This window comes from Thalassospira xianhensis MCCC 1A02616, assembly GCF_003326475.1.
Lineage (GTDB): Bacteria > Pseudomonadota > Alphaproteobacteria > Rhodospirillales > Thalassospiraceae > Thalassospira > Thalassospira xianhensis.
In genome coordinates this window covers 1-21,282 of sequence record NZ_JPWA01000048.1, presented here as the reverse complement: position 1 = coordinate 21,282, position 21,282 = coordinate 1, and the positions used below count along the sequence as shown (strand labels likewise).

The following is a 21,282-nucleotide window of genomic DNA, read 5'->3' as shown; positions in this document are numbered from 1 at the left end:
CCGCGATGCTGCCCGGCCCCACCAAAGGCACATCTGCTACCGCGCCGTTTTTGGCGGCAGGACGATGGTTACGTGATCTGATCGCCACCAAAGATGGAGGAGTCTGTGACCCGCCTTTTGTTTCGTGAAGACGCCTATCGCCGGAACTGCGACGCCAAAGTCATCTCGATCTCGGACCGCGGCGTTGAACTCGACCAAACCGTGTTCTACGCCACCGCCGGCGGTCAGACCGGGGATGTCGGGTTTTTCAAAACCGCCGATGGTCGCGCCCTGCCGGTCGCAACCACGGTCAAGGACCGCGACAGCGGCAAAATCCGGCACATCATCGCCGAGGGTCACGACCTGCCAGCAATCGGCGATACGATCACGGCCGAACTGGATTGGGAAACCCGCCACCGCCTGATGCGCTTTCACACCTGCCTGCATTTGCTCTGTGCGATTGTCGAAGGCGACGTCACGGGTGGCAATATCGCGACCCATAAGGCCCGGCTTGATTTCAACCTGCCCGACGAAGCACCCGACAAGGATGAACTGACCACACGGCTAAACGAGCTGATCGCAAGCAACGCCGAGGTCTATGATGGCGAAATCAGCGTGGCCGAACTCAAAGCCAACCCCGAACTGGTTCGCACCATGTCGGTGCAACCACCAATGGATGGCAACAGCATCCGTACCGTCACGATCGAGGGGATCGATTATCAGCCCTGCGGCGGAACGCATGTCAAAAGTACGGCCGAAATCGGCAGGGTTCTGGTTGCCAAGATCGAAAAGAAAGGCCGCCAGAACCGCCGCATCAATATCGTCTTTGATGAATGATCCCACCGGAAACGCGCAATCGGCATATCCACAAATCAAGTCGGGATATTGCCATGCGCTTTCAGGACGGATAGAAATTAAAACAAGAAACATTTGAGTTTGAAGATACAGATCTGCGGAAACGCCCCGGATCGCGCAATACCCACCATTGCAAACCGGAGTCTCTTTGATGACCAACCCAACTTCCGACGCACTGGTTTCCACCCAGTGGCTTGCGGATCACCTTGATGCACCCGACGTTCGCGTCGTCGATGCGAGCTGGTACATGCCCGCCCAGAACAAAAATGCGCGCGAGATTTATAACGCGCAGCACATTCCGGGCGCGGTATTCTTCGATATCGACGAAATCGCCGCGGATGACAGCGCACCGCTTCCCCACATGATGCCCGACGCGATCAAGTTTTCGGCCAAGGTCCGCAAGCTTGGCCTTGGCGACGGTGTCCGCATCGTGGTTTACGGCCAGACAGGGTCGGCCCTTGCCGCCTGCCGGGCATGGTGGATGCTGCGCCATTTCGGGCATCATGATGTTGCCGTGCTCGATGGCGGCCTGCCGAAATGGCTTGCCGAAAACCGCCCGGTGACCGATGCACCAACCCCGCCGCGCGAACGCCATTTCACCGCGCGCGCCAACAGCTTCCTGCTGCGCGAATATGATCAGGTGCTGGCAAACGTCAAAAGCAAACGCGAACAACTGGTCGATGCCCGCGCAACCGAACGCTTCACGGGTGATGCCGACGAACCGTGGGGCAAGGCTGGCCACGTGCCGGGCTCTTACAATCTGCCGTTTGACAGGCTCCTGAATGCTGACGGCACCTTCAGGGACGCCGATGCCATTCGCACCGCCTTCCATGATGCCGGTGTCAATCTTGATAAATCGGTTGTCACATCCTGCGGCTCGGGCGTGACCGCCTGTGTGCTTGCCCTTGGTGCCTATATCGCCGGGAAAAAGGAAGTCGCGGTCTATGACGGTTCCTGGGCCGAATGGGCCAGCTCCGAAGGAAGCCCGGTCGATAAAGGCCCGGCATAACGCCAACCATCAACAGATATGAAAATGCCCGGTTCCCTCACCCTGTCCCAAACCGATGCCGCCACGAACAAAGCGGCAGGCAAAAGTGACAGAAAGGAAGAACCGGGCTTTTTTCTTGAAAGACTGCAATCACCGACCGCGCACGACATCGCCGCCATCGGCACCCTTTGGCAGAAATCCGGACTGACCGGACCGGGCCATGATGCCGGTCGTGATCTCGCCACATGCCTGAATTCCGGGCGCGGCAGCGTGATTTTGGCACGATCGGCAAAAGACGCTACAATCATCGGCACTGTCATGGCCGGTCATGACGGTGAAAGTGGCTGGGTTCACTATCTTGCCGTAGCCAACGATGCGCGCGGCACCGGCCTTGGGTCAGGCCTTCTGGTGCTGGCCGAGGATATCCTTGCCGCCACCGGCCTTGCTGTAAACAAGGTCACCGTCACAGACCCGGCAGTGCGTGATTTTTATCGCAAGCTCGGTTATGAAATTATCGAAACCGTCCCGCGAACCAATGCGCAAACATCTGAAATCGGTAACGATTTTGTGGTTATGCGAAAAAGGCTGAAGTCATGAGTGCATCCAATCCGCGCAAGCTGGAAGTCGTCGTCACCTTCCTTGAAATGCTTGATCCGCCAGATCGCCCTGCGGCCACCATCCCGCCCGGCAAGGTCGCCATCGTGCGCGCCGAAAACCCCACCCTGTCCTTTTATCGCTACCTTTATAATACGGTCGGCGAACCCTGGCTGTGGTGGTTGCGTCGCCTGATGGGCGATGAAGAACTTGCCGAAATCCTCGCCAAGCCCGAAACCCACGTTTACGTGCTTTATGTCGCAGGCGTCCCGGCCGGTTTTGCCGAACTGGACCTGACCGATCTTGAAGAAAACGGCGTGATCGACCTGCATTATATGGGCCTGATCCCCGATTTCATCGGCAAGGGGTATGGCAAATACCTTCTGAACTGGGCAATTGACACCGCCTGGGGCCTTAAACCGCAACGCATAACAGTCAATACATGCTCGCTGGATCATCCAAGCGCTTTGGGGGCTTACCAGAAGGCAGGCTTTGGTGTATACGACCAGCGAACAGATATTGTTGACGATCCGCGTGAGACCGGCCTGATCCCGCATATCGACCATCATGTTGATCATGATGCCGGTCCGGGCAACGGCAAAAATGCCGACAGGTCGCAGGAAAATGAAAATTCCGGCACTTTGATCGTTGACTTTCCCGAGCGCGCACGTTAACAAGCGCGCCTGAGTTTACCCAAGCCAGAGGATGATGACCCATGGCAGTGCCAAAGAAAAAAGTGACCAAGTCCCGTCAGGGCATGCGTCGCTCGCATGACAAGCTCGCCAAGGGCTCGTACCGCGAAGACAAAGAAACCGGCGAACTGCATCGCCCGCACCACATTGACCTGAACACCGGTATGTACCGTGGTCGTCAGGTGGTCGAGCCGAAGATGTAATTCCGCACCGGAGAGCTTTGGCTCTTTGGCGGTTTGCGACGCTACAAGTTTCCGCGCCATCCGTTTTTCGGATGGCGTTTGGTTTAAAAAAGGACGAAGCCCCGCGGCTTCGTCCTTTTTTATTTGATCACGCCATTCCGTCCGAACCGGTACCGCAAATCACAATCCCGATCTTGCCCGGATTATCGACACCCAGCCGGTCGGTCAGTACCGCGGCAATCCCGGCCGCCGCCGAAAGCTCGACCGCAATTCCCAATTCCCGCCACAGCCAGCGCGCCGCATCGCGCATTTCATCGTCACTGACCAGAACGATCCGGTCGACATTCCGGCCAATCAGATCGACATTCAATGCCGATGACTGACGTGGCGCCAGACTGGTTGCCGCCGTATTCACACTTGGCAATGTCGCGACCTCGTTATGCTTGATGCTCTCGAACAAGGTCGGGGCGCCGGTCGGCTCAACCCCGATCACCCGGATCGAGGGCCGCAAAAGCTTCGCTGCTGTTGCAACACCAGAAATAAGCCCACCCCCGCCAATCGCCACCACCAGCGTATCAAGGTCGGCCTGCTGTTCAAGCATCTCAAGCGCAATCGTGCCCTGCCCTGCAATCACCTTCGGATCGGCAAAGGGATGGATATAGGCCATGCCGCTTTCACGCGCATGATCCATCGCCGCCCGGTTGGCATCGTCCCAGACCGCACCTGTCAATGCAACATCAACACCCTGCTTGCGCAGCTTTTCGACCTTCGGCTTTGGCGTATTGGTCGGCAAAAAGATTTTGACCGGCACGCCCAGCACACGGGCCGCATTGATCACCCCCATGCCATGATTGCCGCCCGATGCGGTACAAAGCCCCACGGCGCGTTTGTCTTCATCAAGGGCAAGGGCGGCATTCATCGCGCCGCGCGCCTTGAACGAGCCAGATACCTGCATGTTTTCAAGCTTCAGATACAGGTCCGGAATGCGATCCCGGTCGGGGAAAACCGACCTGTCGCTATAAATACCGGCGGCAAATACCGGCGTCAGGCGCATGTGATCGGAAATGGCGCGACGCGCGGCACGAAAATCCTGAAGTTCGAGCACGGGGCCTCCTGCAAGTCGGACTTGGTTGGACGGGTTTTGTCTTTTGTAACGCGGCCCGGAACCGGACGCGAGGCATAAGGACTGAAATATCGCAAAATGGCGATTTCACAACTCTTTGCGGTGAAAAAACCTTGAACCCGGTGACATGAAATGCTTTGAGTTATGGAACAAATTCAAGGCCCCCCGAGCCTCGTCGCGTCGTCAACTCCGGCGCATCCAAGGAGAAAAGCCACCCATGTCAGGTAACCGCCCCCAAAAGCCCGCGACAAAACTGGTCCATGCCGGTCGCCGATCCAGTGAATATCACGGCGTGGTCAACCCGCCGGTTCTCCATGCCTCGACTATTCTGTTTGAAACTCTGGCCGATCTTGAAAAGGCTGGGTCATCCGCACCGGGCAAGGTGACTTACGGGCGGCACGGTACCCCGACACGCTTCCTGCTTGAAGAAGCGGTTGCCGAACTTGAAGGCGGCTTTGGCACCCTGTGCGTATCGTCCGGGGTGGCGGCGATCACCAACGCGATCCTGGCCTTTGTCAAACCGGGCGATCATATTCTGGTCACCGACAGCACCTATTACCCGACGCGTAATCTGTGCAACACGTTTCTCAAACGCTTTGGCGTTGAAACCGAATATTATGACCCGGCCATCGGCGGCGATATCGCGGGCCTGATCCGCGACAATACCGCCCTCATCTGGTGCGAAAGCCCCGGCTCGCTGACCTTCGAAATCCAGGATATCCCGGCGATTTCGGCCGCGGCGCATGCGCGTGGGGTCAAGGTCTTGCTAGATAACACCTGGGCGTCCCCCATGCTGTGCCGCCCGTTCGAAATGGGTGTCGATGTATCGGTTCAGGCCGGCACGAAATACATCGTCGGCCATTCCGATGTCATGCTGGGCACGATTACCACCGCGACCGAAGAAGACCTTCTGACCATCAAGAAACAGATCATCATCTCGGGCGATGCGGTTGGTCCCGATGATTGCTATCTCGCACAACGCGGGCTTCGCACCCTTGGCGTACGCCTGCGCCAGCATCATGAAAGCGGCCTCAAGGTCGCCCAATGGCTGCAAACCCGCCCAGAGGTCAAACGCGTCCTGCACCCGGCCCTACCCGACGATCCGGGCCATGCGATCTGGAAACGTGACTTCATCGGAGCAAGCGGCCTGTTTTCCTTTATCCTGAAACCTGTCACAAAGCCGCAGCTTGCCAGTATGGTCGATCACATGGATCTGTTTGGCATGGGATTTAGCTGGGGCGGCTTCGAAAGCCTGATCCTGCCGTCTGATCCGAAAAACATCCGCACCGCGACCAAATGGGACGAAGACGGCCAACTGATCCGCCTTCATATCGGCCTCGAAGACACCGACGACCTGATCGCCGATCTGGAAGCCGGGTTTGCACGACTTGAAATGATCTGAGGTTTCTCAGCCCGGAACGAATATCAGGCGGTCGAAGGCTCCTTGCGTTTGACCGCCTTTTCGATGATTTCCTCGCTCCACTGGTTAAGGCTTTTGCCCGCCAGCTCTGCAGCAATCGCTGCCTTCCGGTGAATATCGGGACTGACCCGCAGCATCATCTTTCCGGAATAAGGTTTTTGCGGCGTCTTGCCCGTCTTGGCACAGGTCTCAAGATAGTCGTCTACCGCCTCGTAAAAGGCTTCCTTCAAATCCGCAACCGTATCGGCATGAAAACCGACACGGTCCCGAATACCGGCAATATGGCCGACGAAAATCTCGTCATCGGAATCGAATTCGACGCGCGCCATATAACCTTTGTAAGTCATTGCATTCATGGCGTTACTCCTGTGCGGATCAGAAAATCACGCGCATCGCGCACCTGATACCGCTTGGCTTCTTTGGCCGGATGCGGTCGATGGAAAGTGGCGATTTCACCATCCTTTTCAAACCGGACCCGCGATCCGCTGCCTTCAATCACATTTGCACCAGTGGCTTTCAGCAAAGCCTCGATTGCCCGCCATTCAATACTGGCGGATACCGGATTGGTAAAAACTGCAATCAAGGTTTTTCTGTGCTTGCCCTGCATGCTATCATTATATGATAGCAAAATCGAAAACCGCAATCATAATGTGATATCAGATCAGGCCACTCTGGCTTTCAGGATATGTTCGAAATCCTTTAGGGCTGCGGCGGCTGTCGCCAGCGGCTCTTCACCGCATCCGATGGCGATTGTCTCGCCCATTGCATCGGTGGTGATCCGAATTGCCTTATTCTTGCCGCTGACCTGCGCCAGGGGATCGGAATTGGGATAAGCCCTGACACCGACACGCGCAGAAATCGTCCCGTCATCCGTGCATTCCAGACTACCGACAAGTTTCGGAACAAGCCCCTCCGCCCGCCATGCATCAATCCGGTCTGCGGTAACACCGTGAATGCCCTCGACAACAAGGTCATCCATCGCAAGCTCCGCGCCCAGACCGAAATTCGCCAGAAGCAACAGCTTGCATGCAGTGTCCCAACCTTCCGTATCGTTGCGCGTATCGGCTTCGGCAAAGCCGCCTTTTTGCGCCTCTTTGAGCGCAGCGTCAAAGCCGACACCCTTCGAAACCATCGCATCCAGAAGGAAGTTGGTCGTGGCATTCAAAATGCCCTCAACGCTTAAAACCCGGCAACCGGTCAGACTATGTTCAACAAGATCAATGGTCGGCAGGGCCGCGGCACTTGCGCCGCTCAGCTTTAAAATCGCCCCCGATGCCTTCGCCAGATCGCGCAACTCCCGCCCGCTATGGACCAGCGCGCCCTTGGAAATCACAATCGTATCCCGCCCGCTCGACAGGGCCGAATGAATATAGGCAAGCCCCGGGCCGCCCGTGCGAAAATCGCTAGGTCCGGCCTCAATCAGGATGTCTGCGCCGGACGTGCCGATAAAGTCCGGCCCACTCAAACCGGGTTCAAGCGCATCAAACTGATCGGCCTCAAGCCCGTTTGCATCAGACAGGCCCGCACGTGATCCGCACACCGCCACCAGACGAACATCTGCATCATAAACGCTGCGGTAATGCTCCCGCCGCGCCAGCAGCAGATTTGCCGTGGCGCGGCCAACGCCACCGAACCCCGCAATCGCAACCCTGATCACACGCATATTGTCCGTCCTTGTTTCATATCTGACAGCACGCCTTCATGCGCCCTGTCCGCAATTCAATCGTTGCCCGTTGATACAGACCTATGCCCGTATGCGCCGCATCAGGGGCGCCACAACCCCGGACAAAAGGAACAGACCCGCCGCCGAAATCACGATGCTTGGCCCAGCCGGGCTATCGACATGCCATGAAAGGCTGATCCCGGCCATGACGGACGCCGCCCCGAACAGGGCCGCACCAATCGCCATTTGCTCGGGCGTTCTGGCAAAGAACCTGGCACTGGCCGCCGGCACAATCAAAAGGGCCGTGATCAGAAGAACCCCGACAATCTTGATCGCCATGCCAATCACAAGCGCCATCAGCAGCATGAAAACCAGACGCAGCCGTTCGACCGGAATGCTTTCGGCCGCGGCAATTTCCGGGCTGACGGTCAGCGCCAGTAACGGTCGCCACATCCAGATCAGCACCAGAAGTGCCAATCCACCGCCCAGCCCCAAAAGCCAGATATCACTGACATTGACCGCCAGAATATCCCCAAACAGATAGGCCATCAGGTCAACCGCAATCCCCTGCACAAAGGCAAGGGCGACCATGCCAAGGGCAAGTGTCGAATGCGCCAGCATCCCCAGGACCGTATCACTGCCAAGGCGGCTTTGCCGTTGCCCGATGGCAAGGATAAGGGCCGCGGCAAGGCAGGTGGCAATCATCCCGATCCGGACATCGACCCCGACCAGAAGCCCGAGCGCCACACCCAGCAACGCCGAATGCGCCAGCGTATCGCCAAAAAACGCCATGCGCCGCCAGACGATAAACGCCCCGAACGGCCCACAGACAAATGCCAGCAAAATCCCGCCGATCACGGCACGGGTCAGAAAATCATCCATCATTCCGGCCGCCATATCCGATCTTTTTCGTCGATTTCTTCTTCATGGTGGTGATGTCCATGTGCGCATCCCGGCCCGTGGACATGGCCCGACCCATGATGATCGCCATGATGATGCCCGTGATCATGGCTATGACCATGGTCATGCCCGCCCTCGACAATATGCCCGGCAAGGTCATGTTCGTGATCATGCGCATGGGTATAAATGCCAATCGCATCCGCCGCCTGATTGCCAAAAAGCGACCGGTATTCAGGATGCTGACGCACGGTTTCAGGGATGCCCGAACAACAGACATGCCGGTTAAAGCACACCACCTGATCGGTCTTTGCCATCACCAGATGCAGATCATGCGATATCATCAACACCGCACAATTAAGTTCCGCCCGGATATCATCGATCAGGCGGTAAAGCTCCGCCTGCCCGGTCACATCCACCCCCTGGGTCGGTTCATCAAGCACCAGCAATTCCGGGCGCAGCAACAGGGTCCGCGCCAGCATCACGCGCTGCGTCTCGCCACCCGAAAGGCTGCTCATCTGAGTATCGATCACATGGCTGGCACCAACCTGTTCCAGAACCTTCTGGCAGTCGCTTCGCGATGCCGAACGGGTCAGTGTCAGGAACCGCTTCACCGTCATCGGCAAAACCTGATCAATCGCAAGCTTTTGCGGCACATAACCAATACGAAGGCCCGGTTTGCGGGTGACTTCGCCCTGATCGGCCTGCTGAAGCCCCAAAAGGGTTTTGACCAGTGTTGATTTACCCGCCCCGTTTGGCCCGATCAGGGTCATGATCTCGCCCGCATTGATCGAAAGCGTCACGTTATCAAGCACCCGTTCATTGCCAAAGGACAGGATCAGTCCCCGTCCTTCAATGAGTGGTGCAGTCATGGCAAAGGCCTTTGATTTCAACAGTGGTCGCCTGAATTTTAAACCCAACATTTTTTGCGGCCTTGCGGACCGCGATGCTTACATCCTCATCCACCGTTTCGGCAACGCGGCCGCATCGGGTACAAATGAAATACTGCCCCAGATGATCGCAATCAGGCTGATCACACCCGAAATAGGCATTAAGTGACTCAATACGATGCACCAGCCCAAGATCGGTCAGGAATTCCAGCGCCCGATACACGGTCGGCGGCTGAACCCGCTGCCCTTCGGCCTGCAACGCATCAAGCAGCTCATAGGCGGTAACCGCCTTGTGCGATTGCCATATCAGGCTGAACACCTTGCGGCGCATATCGGTAAAACGCGCATTTTCCGCCTCGCAGACTTTCTCTGCCTGCGCGATTGCGCTATCGATACATCTGTCGTGATCGTGGCCCTTTTTCGGGAAAAGATCGGTCATGTCGCACATCCGAAGTCACGCCGGGCGATTTGCATTAATCTGCAAAAAGCCATGGCACAGGGTGATATGTTATAATATATCATTTCTTGACGTGACTGCCGCGAAAAGTCAACAACCATCGACCGGAGCCTTCGATGACCACCGCCACCGCCAATTCAAAGATTGCCGACAAACTGAAATTCAATGAAAGCGGACTGATCCCGGCAATCGCCCAGCAGCATGACAGCGGCGAGGTTCTGATGATGGCCTGGATGAACCGCGATGCGGTGATCGAAACGCTTGAAACCGGCCGGGTCTGCTATTACTCGCGCTCGCGTGGCAAGCTCTGGCGCAAGGGCGAAAGCTCCGGCCAGCTACAGAAACTGATCGATTTTCGCTATGACTGCGATCAGGATACCGTGCTGGTACAGGTCGATCAGCTTGGCGTCGCCTGCCACACCGGGCGTCGCAACTGTTTCTATTTCGCCGCCCGCGATGGCGAGGAAGTGGTGATTTCCCAACCCGAAATCGCCGTCGAAGACCTTTACGGCAAAAAGTAAGCATCAGATATGGCGATTTCCGACGAACAGCTTGACCGCGTTGCCACCACCGTTATCACCGGCTTCCTTGGCAGTGGCAAAACAACCCTTCTCAATGCCCTTCTGGCTCACGACGGCATGGCAAAGACCGCCGTTCTGATCAATGAATTTGGCGAAATCGGCCTTGATCATCTTCTGGTGCGCGAGGTGTCAGAGGATGTCGTGCTGCTGAATTCCGGCTGCATCTGCTGTTCGGTGCGCGGTGATCTGATTTCGGGTCTGCGCGATCTGTTTGTCAAACGCACGCGTGGCGAAGTACCGGAATTTGACCGGGTGATCATTGAAACCACCGGCCTTGCCGACCCGGCCCCGATCCTGCACACCCTGATGACCGATCCGCTGCTGACGGCCAAATTCCGCCTTGATAGTGTGGTCACCACGGTGGATGCCCTGCATGGCGCGGGGCAGCTTGACGACCATCCCGAAAGTGTAAAGCAATCCGCCGTTGCCGACCGCATCCTGATCACCAAATCCGATCTGGCCGATGCCGAAACGCGCGAACGCCTTGAAGCCCGCCTGCGGCAGCTTAACCCCGCCGCCCCGATCCATGCCGTCACCATGGGCGATATTGATCCGGCCAAGCTGTTCAATGCCGGGCTCTATGACCCGGCAACCAAAAGCATGGATGTGCAGAAATGGCTGCGCGACGAGGCATATGAGCAGCACGGTGATGATCATCAGGATCATCACGACGGACATGATCACGCGCATGACCACCATGACCACGATCACGGCCATGATCACCACCACCACGACCATTCGCACGACGTCAACCGGCATGACGACCATATCCGGTCCTTCTGCATCACCTTTGACGAACCGCTGCATTGGGATGCGTTTGTCACCTGGGCGGAAATCTTCACCCAGATGCGCGGCGAAAGCCTTTTGCGCGTCAAGGGTATCCTGAACCTTGTGGGTGAAAGCAACCCGGTCGCGATCCATGCCGTGCAGCATGTTTTTCACCCGCCTGCCACCCTGCCGGCATGGCCCGACGAGGATCGCCGGTCAAAAATCGTGTTCATCACCAAGGATCTCGGCCCGCAGGTCATCCGTGATTCCCTCTATCACCTGAATGCCGCCGTCTCGGAAACCGCCGAAAAATCCTGATTGTTTTTGGCATTTGAGCCACATCAAGGCCCCCAACCCGAAATTGGATCAGATTGGGTCTTGGCTTGATACAGCCTCACTCTAAGTCCTGAACTTCGGGCGATCCCATTCTTGGTGATCGCCCTTTTTCTTGCCGTTTTTCAACGGCATTCTATCCCCTCGCCAAACCGAAGGAGAGCACCAATCATCCAACCGTACAGGTTGCGATGCCGCTGCACTGCACTAAATTTGGCACAAACAGCGACTTATCTTTGTGACGGCTCTCAAAACAATCAATCAAATCAAATCGAAGGGGGTAGAACATCATGATTTTCCGGAACTGGCAGGGTACAAAAATCCCCGCACTTGGCTTTGGGACATACGAGCTCGATAACGCGGCCGCCGAACATATGGTCGCCGAAGCCGCCAAAATCGGCTATCGCCATTTCGATACCGCCCAGATGTATCATAACGAGGAAGGGGTTGGCCGCGGCCTGAAATCATCGGGTCTTGCGCGCGATGACTATTTCCTCACGACCAAAATCTGGCCCGACAAATTCCAAAGCGGCGATCTGCAAACCTCCGTGGTCGAAAGCCTGCGCAAGCTTGATCTTGATCATGTCGATCTTTTGCTGCTCCATTGGCCCAATGATGAAATCCCGCTGCGCGAAACCATCGCGGCCCTGAACGAGGTCAAAAACCTCGGCATGACGCGCCTGATCGGGATTTCCAATTTCCCGACTGCCCTGATCGAACGCGCCGTCGGCCACAGCGACGCGCCCCTTGCGGTCAATCAGGTCGAATACCACCCCTATCTTGACCAGTCCAAGGTGCTTGAATGCGTGCGCAGCCATGACATGCTGCTGACCGCCTATTGCCCGCTGGCACGTGCCAAGGTGATGAATGATGAAACGCTGGTTGCCATCGCCAAATCCTATGGCAAATCCCCGGCACAGGTCACCCTGCGCTGGCTGCTGCAACAGGATGGCGTCATGGCGATCCCCAAATCCGGCTCGCCCAAAAACGCCAAGGCCAATTTCGATATCTTTGATTTCGAACTGTCGGACGCCGACATGGCCGATATCCACGAACTCGCCAAACCCGACGGCCGCCTGATCGATCCCGATTTCGCCCCGGAATGGGATCGCGCCGCCTGAGAAGCAGCGGCATAACGCACAAAACCATCAAGACCGGCCCCCAGCAGGCCGGTCTTTTGCGTTAAAGCCCCCCACCCCGCCAAAAACCGCCGAATTTCCTCCGATTGCCGCCCGCCACTTGTTTCGCACATGCGAAAAGCGTAATTTGACAGTCTATTCAATCCTTGGGCCCGTGATCGCTTCATGACCAGCACCACAACCAACGCCGCCGAAACCACCAAGCCCGATCTCGGCCATCGCCTGTACGAGGATGTGCTGGCCCTTCTGCTCGGCACCATGGTCGTATCGCTCGGTGTGATGCTCTATAGCGAAAGCGTGCTGGTCACCGGCAGCACGGCGGGCGCGGCCCTCCTGATCGAACATGCCACCGGCCTTGGCTTTGGCATGATCTTCTTTGCGATCAATCTGCCGTTTTACTGGCTGGCCTTCAAACGCATGGGAATGGCCTTCACCCTTAAAACCTTCATCGCGGTCGGGCTTGTTTCGGTGTTTTCAAAGCTGATGCCGATGTGGATCGATTTTTCGATGCTCAACCCGATCTTCGCCGCAATCGCTGGCGGCGCATTGATGGGGATCGGCCTTCTGATGCTGTTTCGCCATCGTGCGGGCTTGGGCGGGATCAATATCCTCGCCCTGTTCCTGCAGGAACATCTCGGCATCCGTGCGGGTTATTTCCAGCTCGCTGTCGATCTGGTCATCCTCGCCTGCGCCTTCCTGACCCTGCCGTTTGACAAGGTCCTGCTCTCGATCCTTGGTGCGGTCGTGCTCAACCTGATCATCGCGCTTAATCACCGTCCGGGTCGGTATCTCGCTGCGCGATAAACCGTCCGAACTCCATCTTCCCCGGCACCCGGCCCCGGCTAGCCCGAACCGGCCTGCATATCTCGCCTATGATATGTGCGCGCATCATCCTCCCGGATATGAATTGATGGCCTCGAAGGGAGTAAAACCCGCAACTTGTCCGCGACCAAAACATAAGGCATTCTCCTAAGGCGCATTATTTGGGGGATTTCATGAAGCTTATAGCAAACAGCCTTTTTATCGGGCTAGCCTGCCTTGCTCTTGCAGCAAGCATAGCGGCTATTGCTTTCGGCATTTGGGGAGATTTCTCTGTTAACTATGGACACGATAAGCTCATTGCCATTGCGAAAAACACGCAGTGGGAGAGCATTGCCGCAGGTTTGCTAGGACTGGGAGGGGGATTGTTTGTAATCAGCTCGACCAGAAAACAAATAGAGGCATCCAATGAGGTTGCAAGGAAAAACGAAATCCATAACAAAGAAATGAGAGTATTAGAAATATGCCTCCCTATTGAGAACCTAAAATACATGATAGATGACGTTTACATTTTTCTTTTCGCCTCCCTTCAAAGAATTGATAAATTAAACAATGAACATAAAATAGATGATATTATTATATCTATTAATTTTGTAAAATCTAAACTTAGGACATATATTTTATATTTTATAAATTTTGAAAAAAAATTTGGCCCAACCCACTTTAATGTAAAGATTATTGATCAAATAAATATTATCTGCGCATGTCAAGAAAACCCAGTAATGATGACAGAATGCACAGCTAACAATGCGACACAACAAGCAAATCAACTTGCACACCTTCTTAAGATTCTCAAGCAACCCTGCACTACAGCTATAATAGCACTTGACGAAAAGATTCAAGAAACGGAGGAAAGGTACAAGTCCAGCAGATTCAAGAATCTGCCCGCCGTAGAAAAAAAAACATCAATACTATAAGCAGGCAATTGGCATGAAAAACTTGTCGCCATCCCGGTTGTGCAAGAAGCATTGGAACCCAATCGCCGCCATCCTTGTCGGCGCTTGCCTTGGCTTCGCAATTGCCATTCCGATTCTTGATCAAATGGGCGAGAATAGCCTTTTTTATCGCTGGCAAAGTATGATTGGTGCGGCTGTGTCAGCAGGCTTGGCAATTGGTCTATTTCAGTACCAGCGGCACCTAGACAAACAAAAAGAGAAGAAAGGCTACACCTTTGCTGTGATCCGTTCTCTTAAACGAATTACTAATCATTACGAGAACGTGCGGATAGATATGGCAAAGGTGACTATCGAGAACCAACGCATCCGAGCAGCAATGCCGCACTTCAGGCCTCACCGACGTGAAGACATGCAAATTGTCGCTAATGCTGTTGCTGAAATTATTATGGTTTACGGCAAATACAGTGAAATCTTGGCTTCCATTCCTCGCGACCACGAAATAGCGGGAGATATCATTGCTGATTTAGATAAAATTGACGATGCTCTCGGCAAAACAATGAACTCATTTCAGTCTGTTCGTAACACAGCAGCAACCAACTGGAGCGAGAACACAGCAGACGGCACTCCTTTGGCAATATTTGACGCTCTGCAATTGCTTAAAGATACAGCCTATCAGCGAGAAACCATTAATACGTTACTCAAACAGCTTCAAAGCAATACACTTTGAGCAATCAGAGAATCCGTTAATGCGCCGTACCCAATTGAGAACCGGCAAAGAAAAATGGCGATCCCTGCAGGACTCGAACCTGCAACCTACAGATTAGAAGTCTGTTGCTCTATCCAGTTGAGCTAAGGGACCGCTGTGGGGGCCGGTTGGTGCCCCCGGGCAAAGCATTGGACGCCTGCCCGGCATGATATCGTTTCAGTCTTTAACGTCTTCTGTCAGACGAACGGGGCGGAAACCGCCCCGATGATGGTAATCGACCGCCTTGCTGGCCGAAAGATCAGACGACGCGTTTGAACGCGAAGTTATCGGCATAGGCCTGCACCCGGCGGACGCGCGATTTCGGCTGTTCGATATCGGCAATCAGCTTGTGACGGGCGGCAAATGCCTGTGCTTCTTCAAGGGTATCGAAATACATGCGCACCTGGCCACGGGTATCGGTCGAACCGATCCAGCCCATAAGCTGATCAGCAACCTTCTTTGCACCCGGTTCAAATTCCATCACCCAGTGTTTGGTCGCGGCACGACCAGACTGCATGGCGTTTTTGGCAGGTTTGTAAACACGGACCTTCATCGGGACCCTCGTCTTGACCGTCGGATAAGATGACAACAATGCGGGGCTCTCTAACACCCGCTGTTATGTCATCTTTTACACCTTTTGCCGGCACATGAAAACGTGTCCGTATGGCAAAAGGGAAAAATGGTCGGGAAGGCGAGATTCGAACTCGCGACCCCCTGCTCCCAAAGCAGGTACGCTACCAGACTGCGCTACTCCCCGACGCGGATGTGGATTTAGCACCATAATTCCGGGTGGGCAAGACCGCATTATGCGTTTTTTACCCGGATTGGAAATAAAATGCAGCTCAGAAACCAAAGGCCGCAGAGATCATCTGCGGCCTTGCTATTGCTGATTGAGGATCGCGTGGCCAAACCGGCCCGTCATAACCGCCTAACGCGGCAGGCCCTCGACCTTCTCGCCAACTTCAAATCCCAACCGGTCGGCCGATCCGCCATTGAGTTCCAGAACAAAGCGCACCGGCTTTGGCCCCGGAATGATGGTTTCGGATTTCGGCACGGTGCGTTTTTCAATTCCGACAATCACGCCATTCTTGTCGATAAACAGCATATCAAGCGAAATGAAGGTGTTCTTCATCCACATCGAAATGTCGCTGGCACGGCCAAAATCAAACAGCATCCCGGCATCGTCGGCCATCTCGGTGCGGAACATCAATCCGCGCGACCGTTCATCAGGTGTTACTGCCATTTCAACATTGAAAACCTTGCCATCGACCAGCAGGCGCGATCGTTCAAACCCTGTCGCCTTTGCATTCAGCCCCGCCACAACGGCAGCACTGATAAAGCAAACGACCAAGGTCATTTGAATGAACGACTTCATAACCCATACCCCTTCAGTCTATGGACGCGTGTCCTGACTTCGTCACGTATGTCCCCGCCGCGCCACGGATCTTTAATGCTGGTCAGCATTTTTTCGTCCGGCTGCTTTCCACGGCTATGTGCCCATTTTATGGCACGCAGGATATTTTCCGCTGTGACGGATAACACAGGGGGTATTTCGATTTCGTTTACAACCGCCCACACCCCGGACCAACAGCGCGCAACCCCATAAGGGTTATATCCTCCGCCCCCCAGTACAAGACATCTGGGTGCCATTTTGATCATGGCCCCGACCACGTCCCAAATGGCCTGATTTCCCAGCATCTGTCTGGATAATGGATCTTCTGCTAATGTATCACATCCGCATTGTAAAACAATGGCTTGTGGTGAAAATTGCTGCGCGAGTGGCAGGAAATACTCGTTCAGGACATAGCGCATTTCATCGTCATTCATGCCGCTTGGCATCGGCAGGTTGCGCGCAAATCCCCCCGCAATATCATCGATATGCCCGGTTTTCGGCCATAGCCCTTCTTCATGCATGGACACGGTCAGAACACGGTCATCATCGGCAAATGCAATCTGCACACCGTCCCCGTGATGGGCATCAATATCAAGGTAAAGCACACGATCCAGTCCCGAATCGAGCAATTCAAGTATCCCCAGAACCGGGTCATTGAAGTAACAGAATCCCGATGCCCGATCACGCAATCCATGATGCGTGCCCCCCGCCGGATGATGGATGATCCCGCCATCGGCAATCAGCCGGGCGGCCATGATCGATGATCCGGCGGCTGTCGCCGGACGCCGGAAAATTTCCGGATAGATCGGATTGCCGTTTTTGCCCAACCCGTATCTGACCATCATGTCTTCGGGCAGCATCCGGTCACGTTCGGCCTGTGCCACGGCGGCGATATAGTCGGGATCGTGAAAGCGTGCCAACTGTGCCGGCGTCGCCACCGGCCCGGTCAGATAATTATCCCCATCCACCCAGCCCATCGCATGCACCAGATCCACCACCAGCGACACCCGAGGGATCGCCAAGGGGTGCTTTGGCCCGTAACTCGACCCGCGATAAATCTCGGCCGCGATCATGCGCGGACGAATATCGTGGCGTCGTTGATCGGGATAATTCAGAACAGGTTCATCAGATGGCATCATGACCATTCATGGTTCATTCGGGCATCGCAGGATTGACGCGCAAACGCATCCGCGCAAGTCTGGCTGCCTAGGGTAAGGATCCAACACTTTCTCTTTTCTTAAACGCCCTTTATTAAACAACAGGCTGCCCCATGCCGATCAAAAACTATGCCTTTCTGATCAAGGCCGACGGATATCCGGTGCGAGGCACGCAAACCACCCTGCCCGGCGATGGTTTCACCACCCATATCTTTGCCGCGTCAAATATCGCGGCCCTGATCGTCGCCGCACAGGGCTTTGCCAAGGACGGGATAGAGGTCATTGAAACCTGCGGCGGTTTTTCCGATACGGATTTTGATGCGGTCGAAAAGGCACTTGATGGCCGCGTCGCCCTTGGCCGCGTAACGTTTGACGCCGCCAATCAGGCCCTTCTGACCCGTTTCATGACATCGTCCTGATCATCCTTGCCCGATCCGGCAATCCATCATCGGAGCCCTGCCCGTGCCCAGAAAAACGCCAAACCGCCGTCGCCTTTTCGCGGGGCTCGCGACCCTGATCATCGTTCTTGTCATTGTCGGCGGTTTTGCCCTCTCGGGGCTTGCCGATTTTGATCTTGAAGGCCGCGCTACCCGCCTTGTCGAATTTGACGATCACGGCAACCGGCTTTCGGGCACCCTGATCCTGCCCGATGGTGCGGCGGCCAATACCGCCCCGATTGTCCTTCTGATCCATGGCGACGGCCCGCAGGACCGCTTTTCGCATGACGGTTACCTGCCGCTGATCAATAGTCTGCTGGATGGCGGGATTGGCGTTTATAGCTGGGACAAGGCCGGCATCGGCAACAGCACGGGAAACTGGCTTGATCAATCCATGAATGATCGCGCGAACGAGGCGATGGCAGCCTTTGCTGCCTTGCGCAACCTTGATGGCAATCAAAACCGCAAAATCGGCTTTCTGGGATTCTCGCAGGCCGGCTGGGTCATCCCCGATATCGCCAACCGCCTGCCCGACGCCGCCTTTCACATCCTGGTCGGGGCGGCGGTCAATTGGCAGCGACAGGGAACCTATTATATGCGCACGCGGCTTGAGGCCCTAGGCACCCGGCCCGATGAAATTGCCATGCGCATTGAAACCGCGCACAACATGGATAACCGGATTTTCGGCCCCGACAGTACCTATCAGGATTATCTCGCCATCCCCCATAATCAGGAAGTCATGGCACAGGACCGCTATGAATTCGTCAAACGCAATATCGGATCGGATGCCACCGGGTCGCTTGAAACACTCACGTCGCCCCTGCTTGCCCTCTGGGGCGAGGATGACCTGAATGTTGATCCGGCGCATAACGCGGCGATCTATCGCAAACTCGCCCTGCCCAACAATCCGCTAAACAGAGTCATCGTCGTGCCCGATGCGACACACGGGTTGCTGCGCAGCCAACTGTTTAATTATCAGCTTGCCGATCAGATGCCCGACATCGTCAAACTGGCCTTCGTCGTGATGGGGCGGCATGCCTATGCCCCGGGCGCGATTGATCACATCATCACCTGGATCAAACAGGTCACGCAAATCCCGTAACCGTTGCGGTAATCGGCTTCAAACTTTGCTCATTACAACCATATGTAGATAATGATAAGCTAATGAGACATGCTAATAAACGTACACGATTAACTGTTTTTGTTTTTCCTATTCGATAAATAGATAACTTCCCTAGACAATAACTCTATCCTAGAGAGGGACAGTAACCCCATGAATAACATAGCTATTTTAGCAGGAAACAGTGAATACAAACACCTAAACCCATTAGCTTGCTGCTTGAACGATGTCGAGAAGATATATCAAATATTAAACTTGTCTGAAAAATACCAGAAAATACATAAAATAAAAAACAAAACATCTTCTGAAACAAAAGATAAAATTAGAGAAATAATAGAAGAATCAGGAAAAATTGACGAAATATTATTCTACTTCACTGGTCATGGATATTTCAACCAAGACGACTTTTATTATTGCCCTTCAGATTTCGAAATCAAAAGGCCAAATGAAACAGGAATATCCAACGATGAGCTACACATACTTATAAAGCCAGCCAAACCTGAACTAATTGTTAAAATCATTGATGCATGCAATTCTGGAAATCAACTCATCAAGGGAGATGCTTTTTCAATTAAAAACACCTCCTATGATATTAAAAATATAATTCAAATCGCTTCATGCTTGTCGTCTCAATCTTCACTTGCCGGGATACCTCTCAGCTTTTTCACTCATCATTTTGTTGAAGCAACAGTATCAAAGAGCGAAGGAGCAGTTTACTACACCGACATCATTGCGTCCCTGCGAGATAAATTTTTAGAAAATGAATTTCAAACTCCGCACTTCACGTCCCAAGGAACAGGACGAGAACAGTTTATTGATGATGTCAGAAAACTATCCTCCATCAGAGATGAATTAATTAACGAAAAGATTGAAACCGACAATATTCTAGAAAACACAGAAATAGATATAGTTGATCAACTAACAAAAATAGAAGACTCTATCGCAAATGAAGAAAAATCAAACAAATTTATATCAAAAATATTTTCAGAAACAAACGAAAAATTAAAATTTAACGAGAAAATAACAAAACTGTACTCAATAAATGAAAAAGAATACAATGACTACTACATGGACAACTGCAAAAAATTCATTATACAGATAATAAACTCTGAAAAGCTCAGCGATAATTTAGTTACGGCGCGTAGATATTGGGAAAAAGACGGAAATCGACCTTGGGAAACAACAATAGGGGCTTTTTTCGGGGACCCTGATGCGAGAGAGAAATTTCAATTGAGCATCAATTGCTCTTTAGGGACTGTTCAAACGGTCATTACTTTGACACCGAAATTCCGAACATTAAAAGAAATTAGATTAGTAATCTCCACAATTCCCAGTATAAAACATTGCTATGTTTTTGAAAACATTACGTTCCATTCCTTAACAGACTGGGATCGATACAGCGAACATGGAAATGTAGTAAGCCAACGCTGGTTCCGGTTGGGATGGAACGAGGATACATCACTTACCACCGCCGAGATTTGCAATAATTTAAACCAAGAAATTCTTGATTATATTGAGAAAATTACAAACAAAATGATCGAGAATTAATTTACTCCCTCACCCCACAGCCGCCCGGGGCCGAATGATCTTGCCGCTTTGGCGCTGCTCGAACAGGTGCGCGATCCAGCCTGCCATCCGCCCGACGGCAAAAATGCCAAGCCCGGCACCTTTCGGAAGATCAAGTTCGCGCTCCAGCAACGCCAGCCCGAAATCAAGGCTGGGATATTGCCCGGTTTCATCTGTCACCCGGTCTGCAATCCGTGCCCAGAACGCATCACCGACCTGCCCGCAGGATTGCATGATCGCACGCGTACGCGGATCACCATCGGGATAAAGCGGATGCCCGAAACCGGGCGGCACGCCACCCTGCTCCGGATCAATCTTGCGCCGTTCCACACGGTCCATCCATGCCCGGCAGCGCGGCGTTAATCCGCCATGCCGACTGCCCGATAATGTCGCCAACCCTGCGAGCAACGACGCCGGAACACTCGCGCCTGCCGATGCCGCCACCCGCACCGCATAGGCCGACGCATTCAATTCATGATCGGCACACAGCACCAGCGCACGGCGCAGCAAATCCACGGCATCCGCCCGTGTTGACCACGCACGCGCCAGCATCACATGGATCGGACTTTCACCGTCATCACGCATACC

General features: G+C 54.2%; 26 protein-coding genes and 2 tRNA genes. 15 read left to right on the top strand and 13 right to left on the bottom strand.

Annotated features, from left to right (window positions below):
- The first annotated feature begins 105 nt into the window (after positions 1-105).
- The 5 genes from TH5_RS23205 to rpmF all read left to right on the top strand — a co-directional run bounded on the left by TH5_RS23205 (position 106) and on the right by rpmF (position 3,311).
- Positions 106-816 (top strand): alanyl-tRNA editing protein, encoded by a 711-nt coding sequence (locus TH5_RS23205; RefSeq protein WP_114123883.1) that lies wholly within the window; start codon positions 106-108, stop codon positions 814-816.
- 169 nt (positions 817-985) lie between these two features.
- Positions 986-1,843, top strand: coding sequence for a 3-mercaptopyruvate sulfurtransferase (sseA, locus tag TH5_RS23200; RefSeq protein ID WP_114123873.1), 858 nt, complete (start codon positions 986-988; stop codon positions 1,841-1,843).
- A gap of 24 nt (positions 1,844-1,867) precedes the next feature.
- The gene (locus tag TH5_RS23195) at positions 1,868-2,419 is read left to right on the top strand and encodes a GNAT family N-acetyltransferase (protein WP_167443649.1); all 552 of its coding nucleotides are present in this window, start codon (positions 1,868-1,870) and stop codon (positions 2,417-2,419) included.
- Positions 2,416-3,090, top strand: a complete 675-nt coding sequence (locus TH5_RS23190; protein ID WP_114123871.1) for a GNAT family N-acetyltransferase — start codon at positions 2,416-2,418, stop codon at positions 3,088-3,090. The genes TH5_RS23195 and TH5_RS23190 overlap by 4 nt, the downstream gene beginning before the upstream one ends.
- Before the next feature lie 41 nt (positions 3,091-3,131).
- Positions 3,132-3,311: a 50S ribosomal protein L32 gene (gene rpmF, locus TH5_RS23185; RefSeq protein ID WP_062951864.1), complete on the top strand. Its 180-nt coding sequence runs from the start codon at positions 3,132-3,134 to the stop codon at positions 3,309-3,311.
- A gap of 127 nt (positions 3,312-3,438) precedes the next feature.
- Here rpmF and TH5_RS23180 read toward each other — a convergent pair whose 3' ends face one another.
- Positions 3,439-4,395, bottom strand: coding sequence for a threonine ammonia-lyase (locus tag TH5_RS23180; RefSeq protein WP_062951863.1), 957 nt, complete (start codon positions 4,393-4,395; stop codon positions 3,439-3,441).
- A 235-nt stretch (positions 4,396-4,630) separates the two neighbouring features.
- Here TH5_RS23180 and metC point away from each other — a divergent pair, with 235 nt between their 5' ends.
- Entirely contained in the window at positions 4,631-5,815 is a 1,185-nt protein-coding gene (gene metC, locus TH5_RS23175; protein WP_114123870.1) for a cystathionine beta-lyase, read from the top strand.
- 23 nt (positions 5,816-5,838) lie between these two features.
- Here the strand turns inward: metC and TH5_RS23170 are convergent, their stop codons facing one another.
- The 6 genes from TH5_RS23170 to TH5_RS23145 all read right to left on the bottom strand — a co-directional run bounded on the left by TH5_RS23170 (position 5,839) and on the right by TH5_RS23145 (position 9,722).
- A complete protein-coding gene (locus TH5_RS23170) occupies positions 5,839-6,189 on the bottom strand; it encodes a type II toxin-antitoxin system HicB family antitoxin (protein ID WP_114123869.1) in 351 nt (116 codons plus the stop codon).
- Positions 6,186-6,416, bottom strand: coding sequence for a type II toxin-antitoxin system HicA family toxin (locus TH5_RS23165; RefSeq protein ID WP_244205018.1), 231 nt, complete (start codon positions 6,414-6,416; stop codon positions 6,186-6,188). The genes TH5_RS23170 and TH5_RS23165 overlap by 4 nt, the downstream gene beginning before the upstream one ends.
- A gap of 78 nt (positions 6,417-6,494) precedes the next feature.
- Complete coding sequence (locus tag TH5_RS23160) at positions 6,495-7,496, bottom strand: homoserine dehydrogenase (protein WP_114123868.1); 1,002 nt, start codon at positions 7,494-7,496, stop codon at positions 6,495-6,497.
- 81 nt (positions 7,497-7,577) lie between these two features.
- Complete coding sequence (locus TH5_RS23155) at positions 7,578-8,381, bottom strand: iron chelate uptake ABC transporter family permease subunit (RefSeq protein ID WP_244205017.1); 804 nt, start codon at positions 8,379-8,381, stop codon at positions 7,578-7,580.
- Positions 8,378-9,265 carry a zinc ABC transporter ATP-binding protein ZnuC gene (gene znuC, locus TH5_RS23150; RefSeq protein WP_114123867.1) on the bottom strand — a complete coding sequence of 296 codons (888 nt, stop codon included), beginning with the start codon at positions 9,263-9,265 and terminating at the stop codon, positions 8,378-8,380. The genes TH5_RS23155 and znuC overlap by 4 nt, the downstream gene beginning before the upstream one ends.
- A complete protein-coding gene (locus tag TH5_RS23145) occupies positions 9,246-9,722 on the bottom strand; it encodes a Fur family transcriptional regulator (RefSeq protein ID WP_114123881.1) in 477 nt (158 codons plus the stop codon). The genes znuC and TH5_RS23145 overlap by 20 nt, the downstream gene beginning before the upstream one ends.
- A gap of 134 nt (positions 9,723-9,856) precedes the next feature.
- On the opposite strand from TH5_RS23145, the gene hisI reads away from it, so the two are divergent.
- The 6 genes from hisI (at position 9,857) to TH5_RS23115 (ending at position 15,003) form a co-directional block, all read left to right on the top strand.
- Positions 9,857-10,261: a phosphoribosyl-AMP cyclohydrolase gene (gene hisI / locus TH5_RS23140; protein ID WP_114123866.1), complete on the top strand. Its 405-nt coding sequence runs from the start codon at positions 9,857-9,859 to the stop codon at positions 10,259-10,261.
- A gap of 9 nt (positions 10,262-10,270) precedes the next feature.
- Entirely contained in the window at positions 10,271-11,407 is a 1,137-nt protein-coding gene (locus TH5_RS23135) for a CobW family GTP-binding protein (protein WP_114123865.1), read from the top strand.
- Positions 11,408-11,712: 305 nt separating this feature from the next.
- The gene (locus TH5_RS23130) at positions 11,713-12,543 is read left to right on the top strand and encodes an aldo/keto reductase (RefSeq protein WP_114123864.1); all 831 of its coding nucleotides are present in this window, start codon (positions 11,713-11,715) and stop codon (positions 12,541-12,543) included.
- A 183-nt stretch (positions 12,544-12,726) separates the two neighbouring features.
- Positions 12,727-13,365, top strand: coding sequence for a YitT family protein (locus TH5_RS23125; protein WP_114123863.1), 639 nt, complete (start codon positions 12,727-12,729; stop codon positions 13,363-13,365).
- Between the two features lie 191 nt (positions 13,366-13,556).
- A complete protein-coding gene (locus TH5_RS23120) occupies positions 13,557-14,297 on the top strand; it encodes a hypothetical protein (protein WP_114123862.1) in 741 nt (246 codons plus the stop codon).
- A gap of 13 nt (positions 14,298-14,310) precedes the next feature.
- Positions 14,311-15,003 (top strand): hypothetical protein, encoded by a 693-nt coding sequence (locus TH5_RS23115; RefSeq protein WP_114123861.1) that lies wholly within the window; start codon positions 14,311-14,313, stop codon positions 15,001-15,003.
- Between the two features lie 55 nt (positions 15,004-15,058).
- Here TH5_RS23115 and TH5_RS23110 read toward each other — a convergent pair.
- The 5 genes from TH5_RS23110 to TH5_RS23090 form a co-directional block, all read right to left on the bottom strand.
- Positions 15,059-15,135: transfer RNA gene (locus tag TH5_RS23110), tRNA-Arg, on the bottom strand.
- Positions 15,136-15,280: 145 nt separating this feature from the next.
- Positions 15,281-15,574 carry an ETC complex I subunit gene (locus TH5_RS23105; RefSeq protein WP_062951849.1) on the bottom strand — a complete coding sequence of 98 codons (294 nt, stop codon included), beginning with the start codon at positions 15,572-15,574 and terminating at the stop codon, positions 15,281-15,283.
- Between the two features lie 127 nt (positions 15,575-15,701).
- A tRNA-Pro gene (locus TH5_RS23100) sits at positions 15,702-15,778 on the bottom strand.
- Between the two features lie 171 nt (positions 15,779-15,949).
- Positions 15,950-16,396, bottom strand: coding sequence for a DUF192 domain-containing protein (locus TH5_RS23095; RefSeq protein WP_062951848.1), 447 nt, complete (start codon positions 16,394-16,396; stop codon positions 15,950-15,952).
- Complete coding sequence (locus tag TH5_RS23090) at positions 16,393-17,553, bottom strand: acetoin utilization protein AcuC (protein WP_114123880.1); 1,161 nt, start codon at positions 17,551-17,553, stop codon at positions 16,393-16,395. The genes TH5_RS23095 and TH5_RS23090 overlap by 4 nt, the downstream gene beginning before the upstream one ends.
- 131 nt (positions 17,554-17,684) lie before the next feature.
- Here TH5_RS23090 and TH5_RS23085 point away from each other — a divergent pair, with 131 nt between their 5' ends.
- The 3 genes from TH5_RS23085 to TH5_RS23075 all read left to right on the top strand — a co-directional run bounded on the left by TH5_RS23085 (position 17,685) and on the right by TH5_RS23075 (position 20,676).
- Positions 17,685-17,990, top strand: coding sequence for a DUF6506 family protein (locus tag TH5_RS23085; RefSeq protein ID WP_085645140.1), 306 nt, complete (start codon positions 17,685-17,687; stop codon positions 17,988-17,990).
- Positions 17,991-18,033: 43 nt separating this feature from the next.
- On the top strand, positions 18,034-19,110 hold the full coding sequence (locus TH5_RS23080; RefSeq protein WP_114123860.1) for an alpha/beta hydrolase family protein: 1,077 nt from the start codon (positions 18,034-18,036) through the stop codon (positions 19,108-19,110).
- A gap of 171 nt (positions 19,111-19,281) precedes the next feature.
- Complete coding sequence (locus TH5_RS23075) at positions 19,282-20,676, top strand: caspase family protein (RefSeq protein WP_114123859.1); 1,395 nt, start codon at positions 19,282-19,284, stop codon at positions 20,674-20,676.
- 9 nt (positions 20,677-20,685) lie between these two features.
- Here TH5_RS23075 and TH5_RS23070 read toward each other — a convergent pair.
- The coding region (locus TH5_RS23070; protein WP_244205016.1) for a citrate synthase at positions 20,686-21,282 on the bottom strand (597 nt) is incomplete at its 5' end.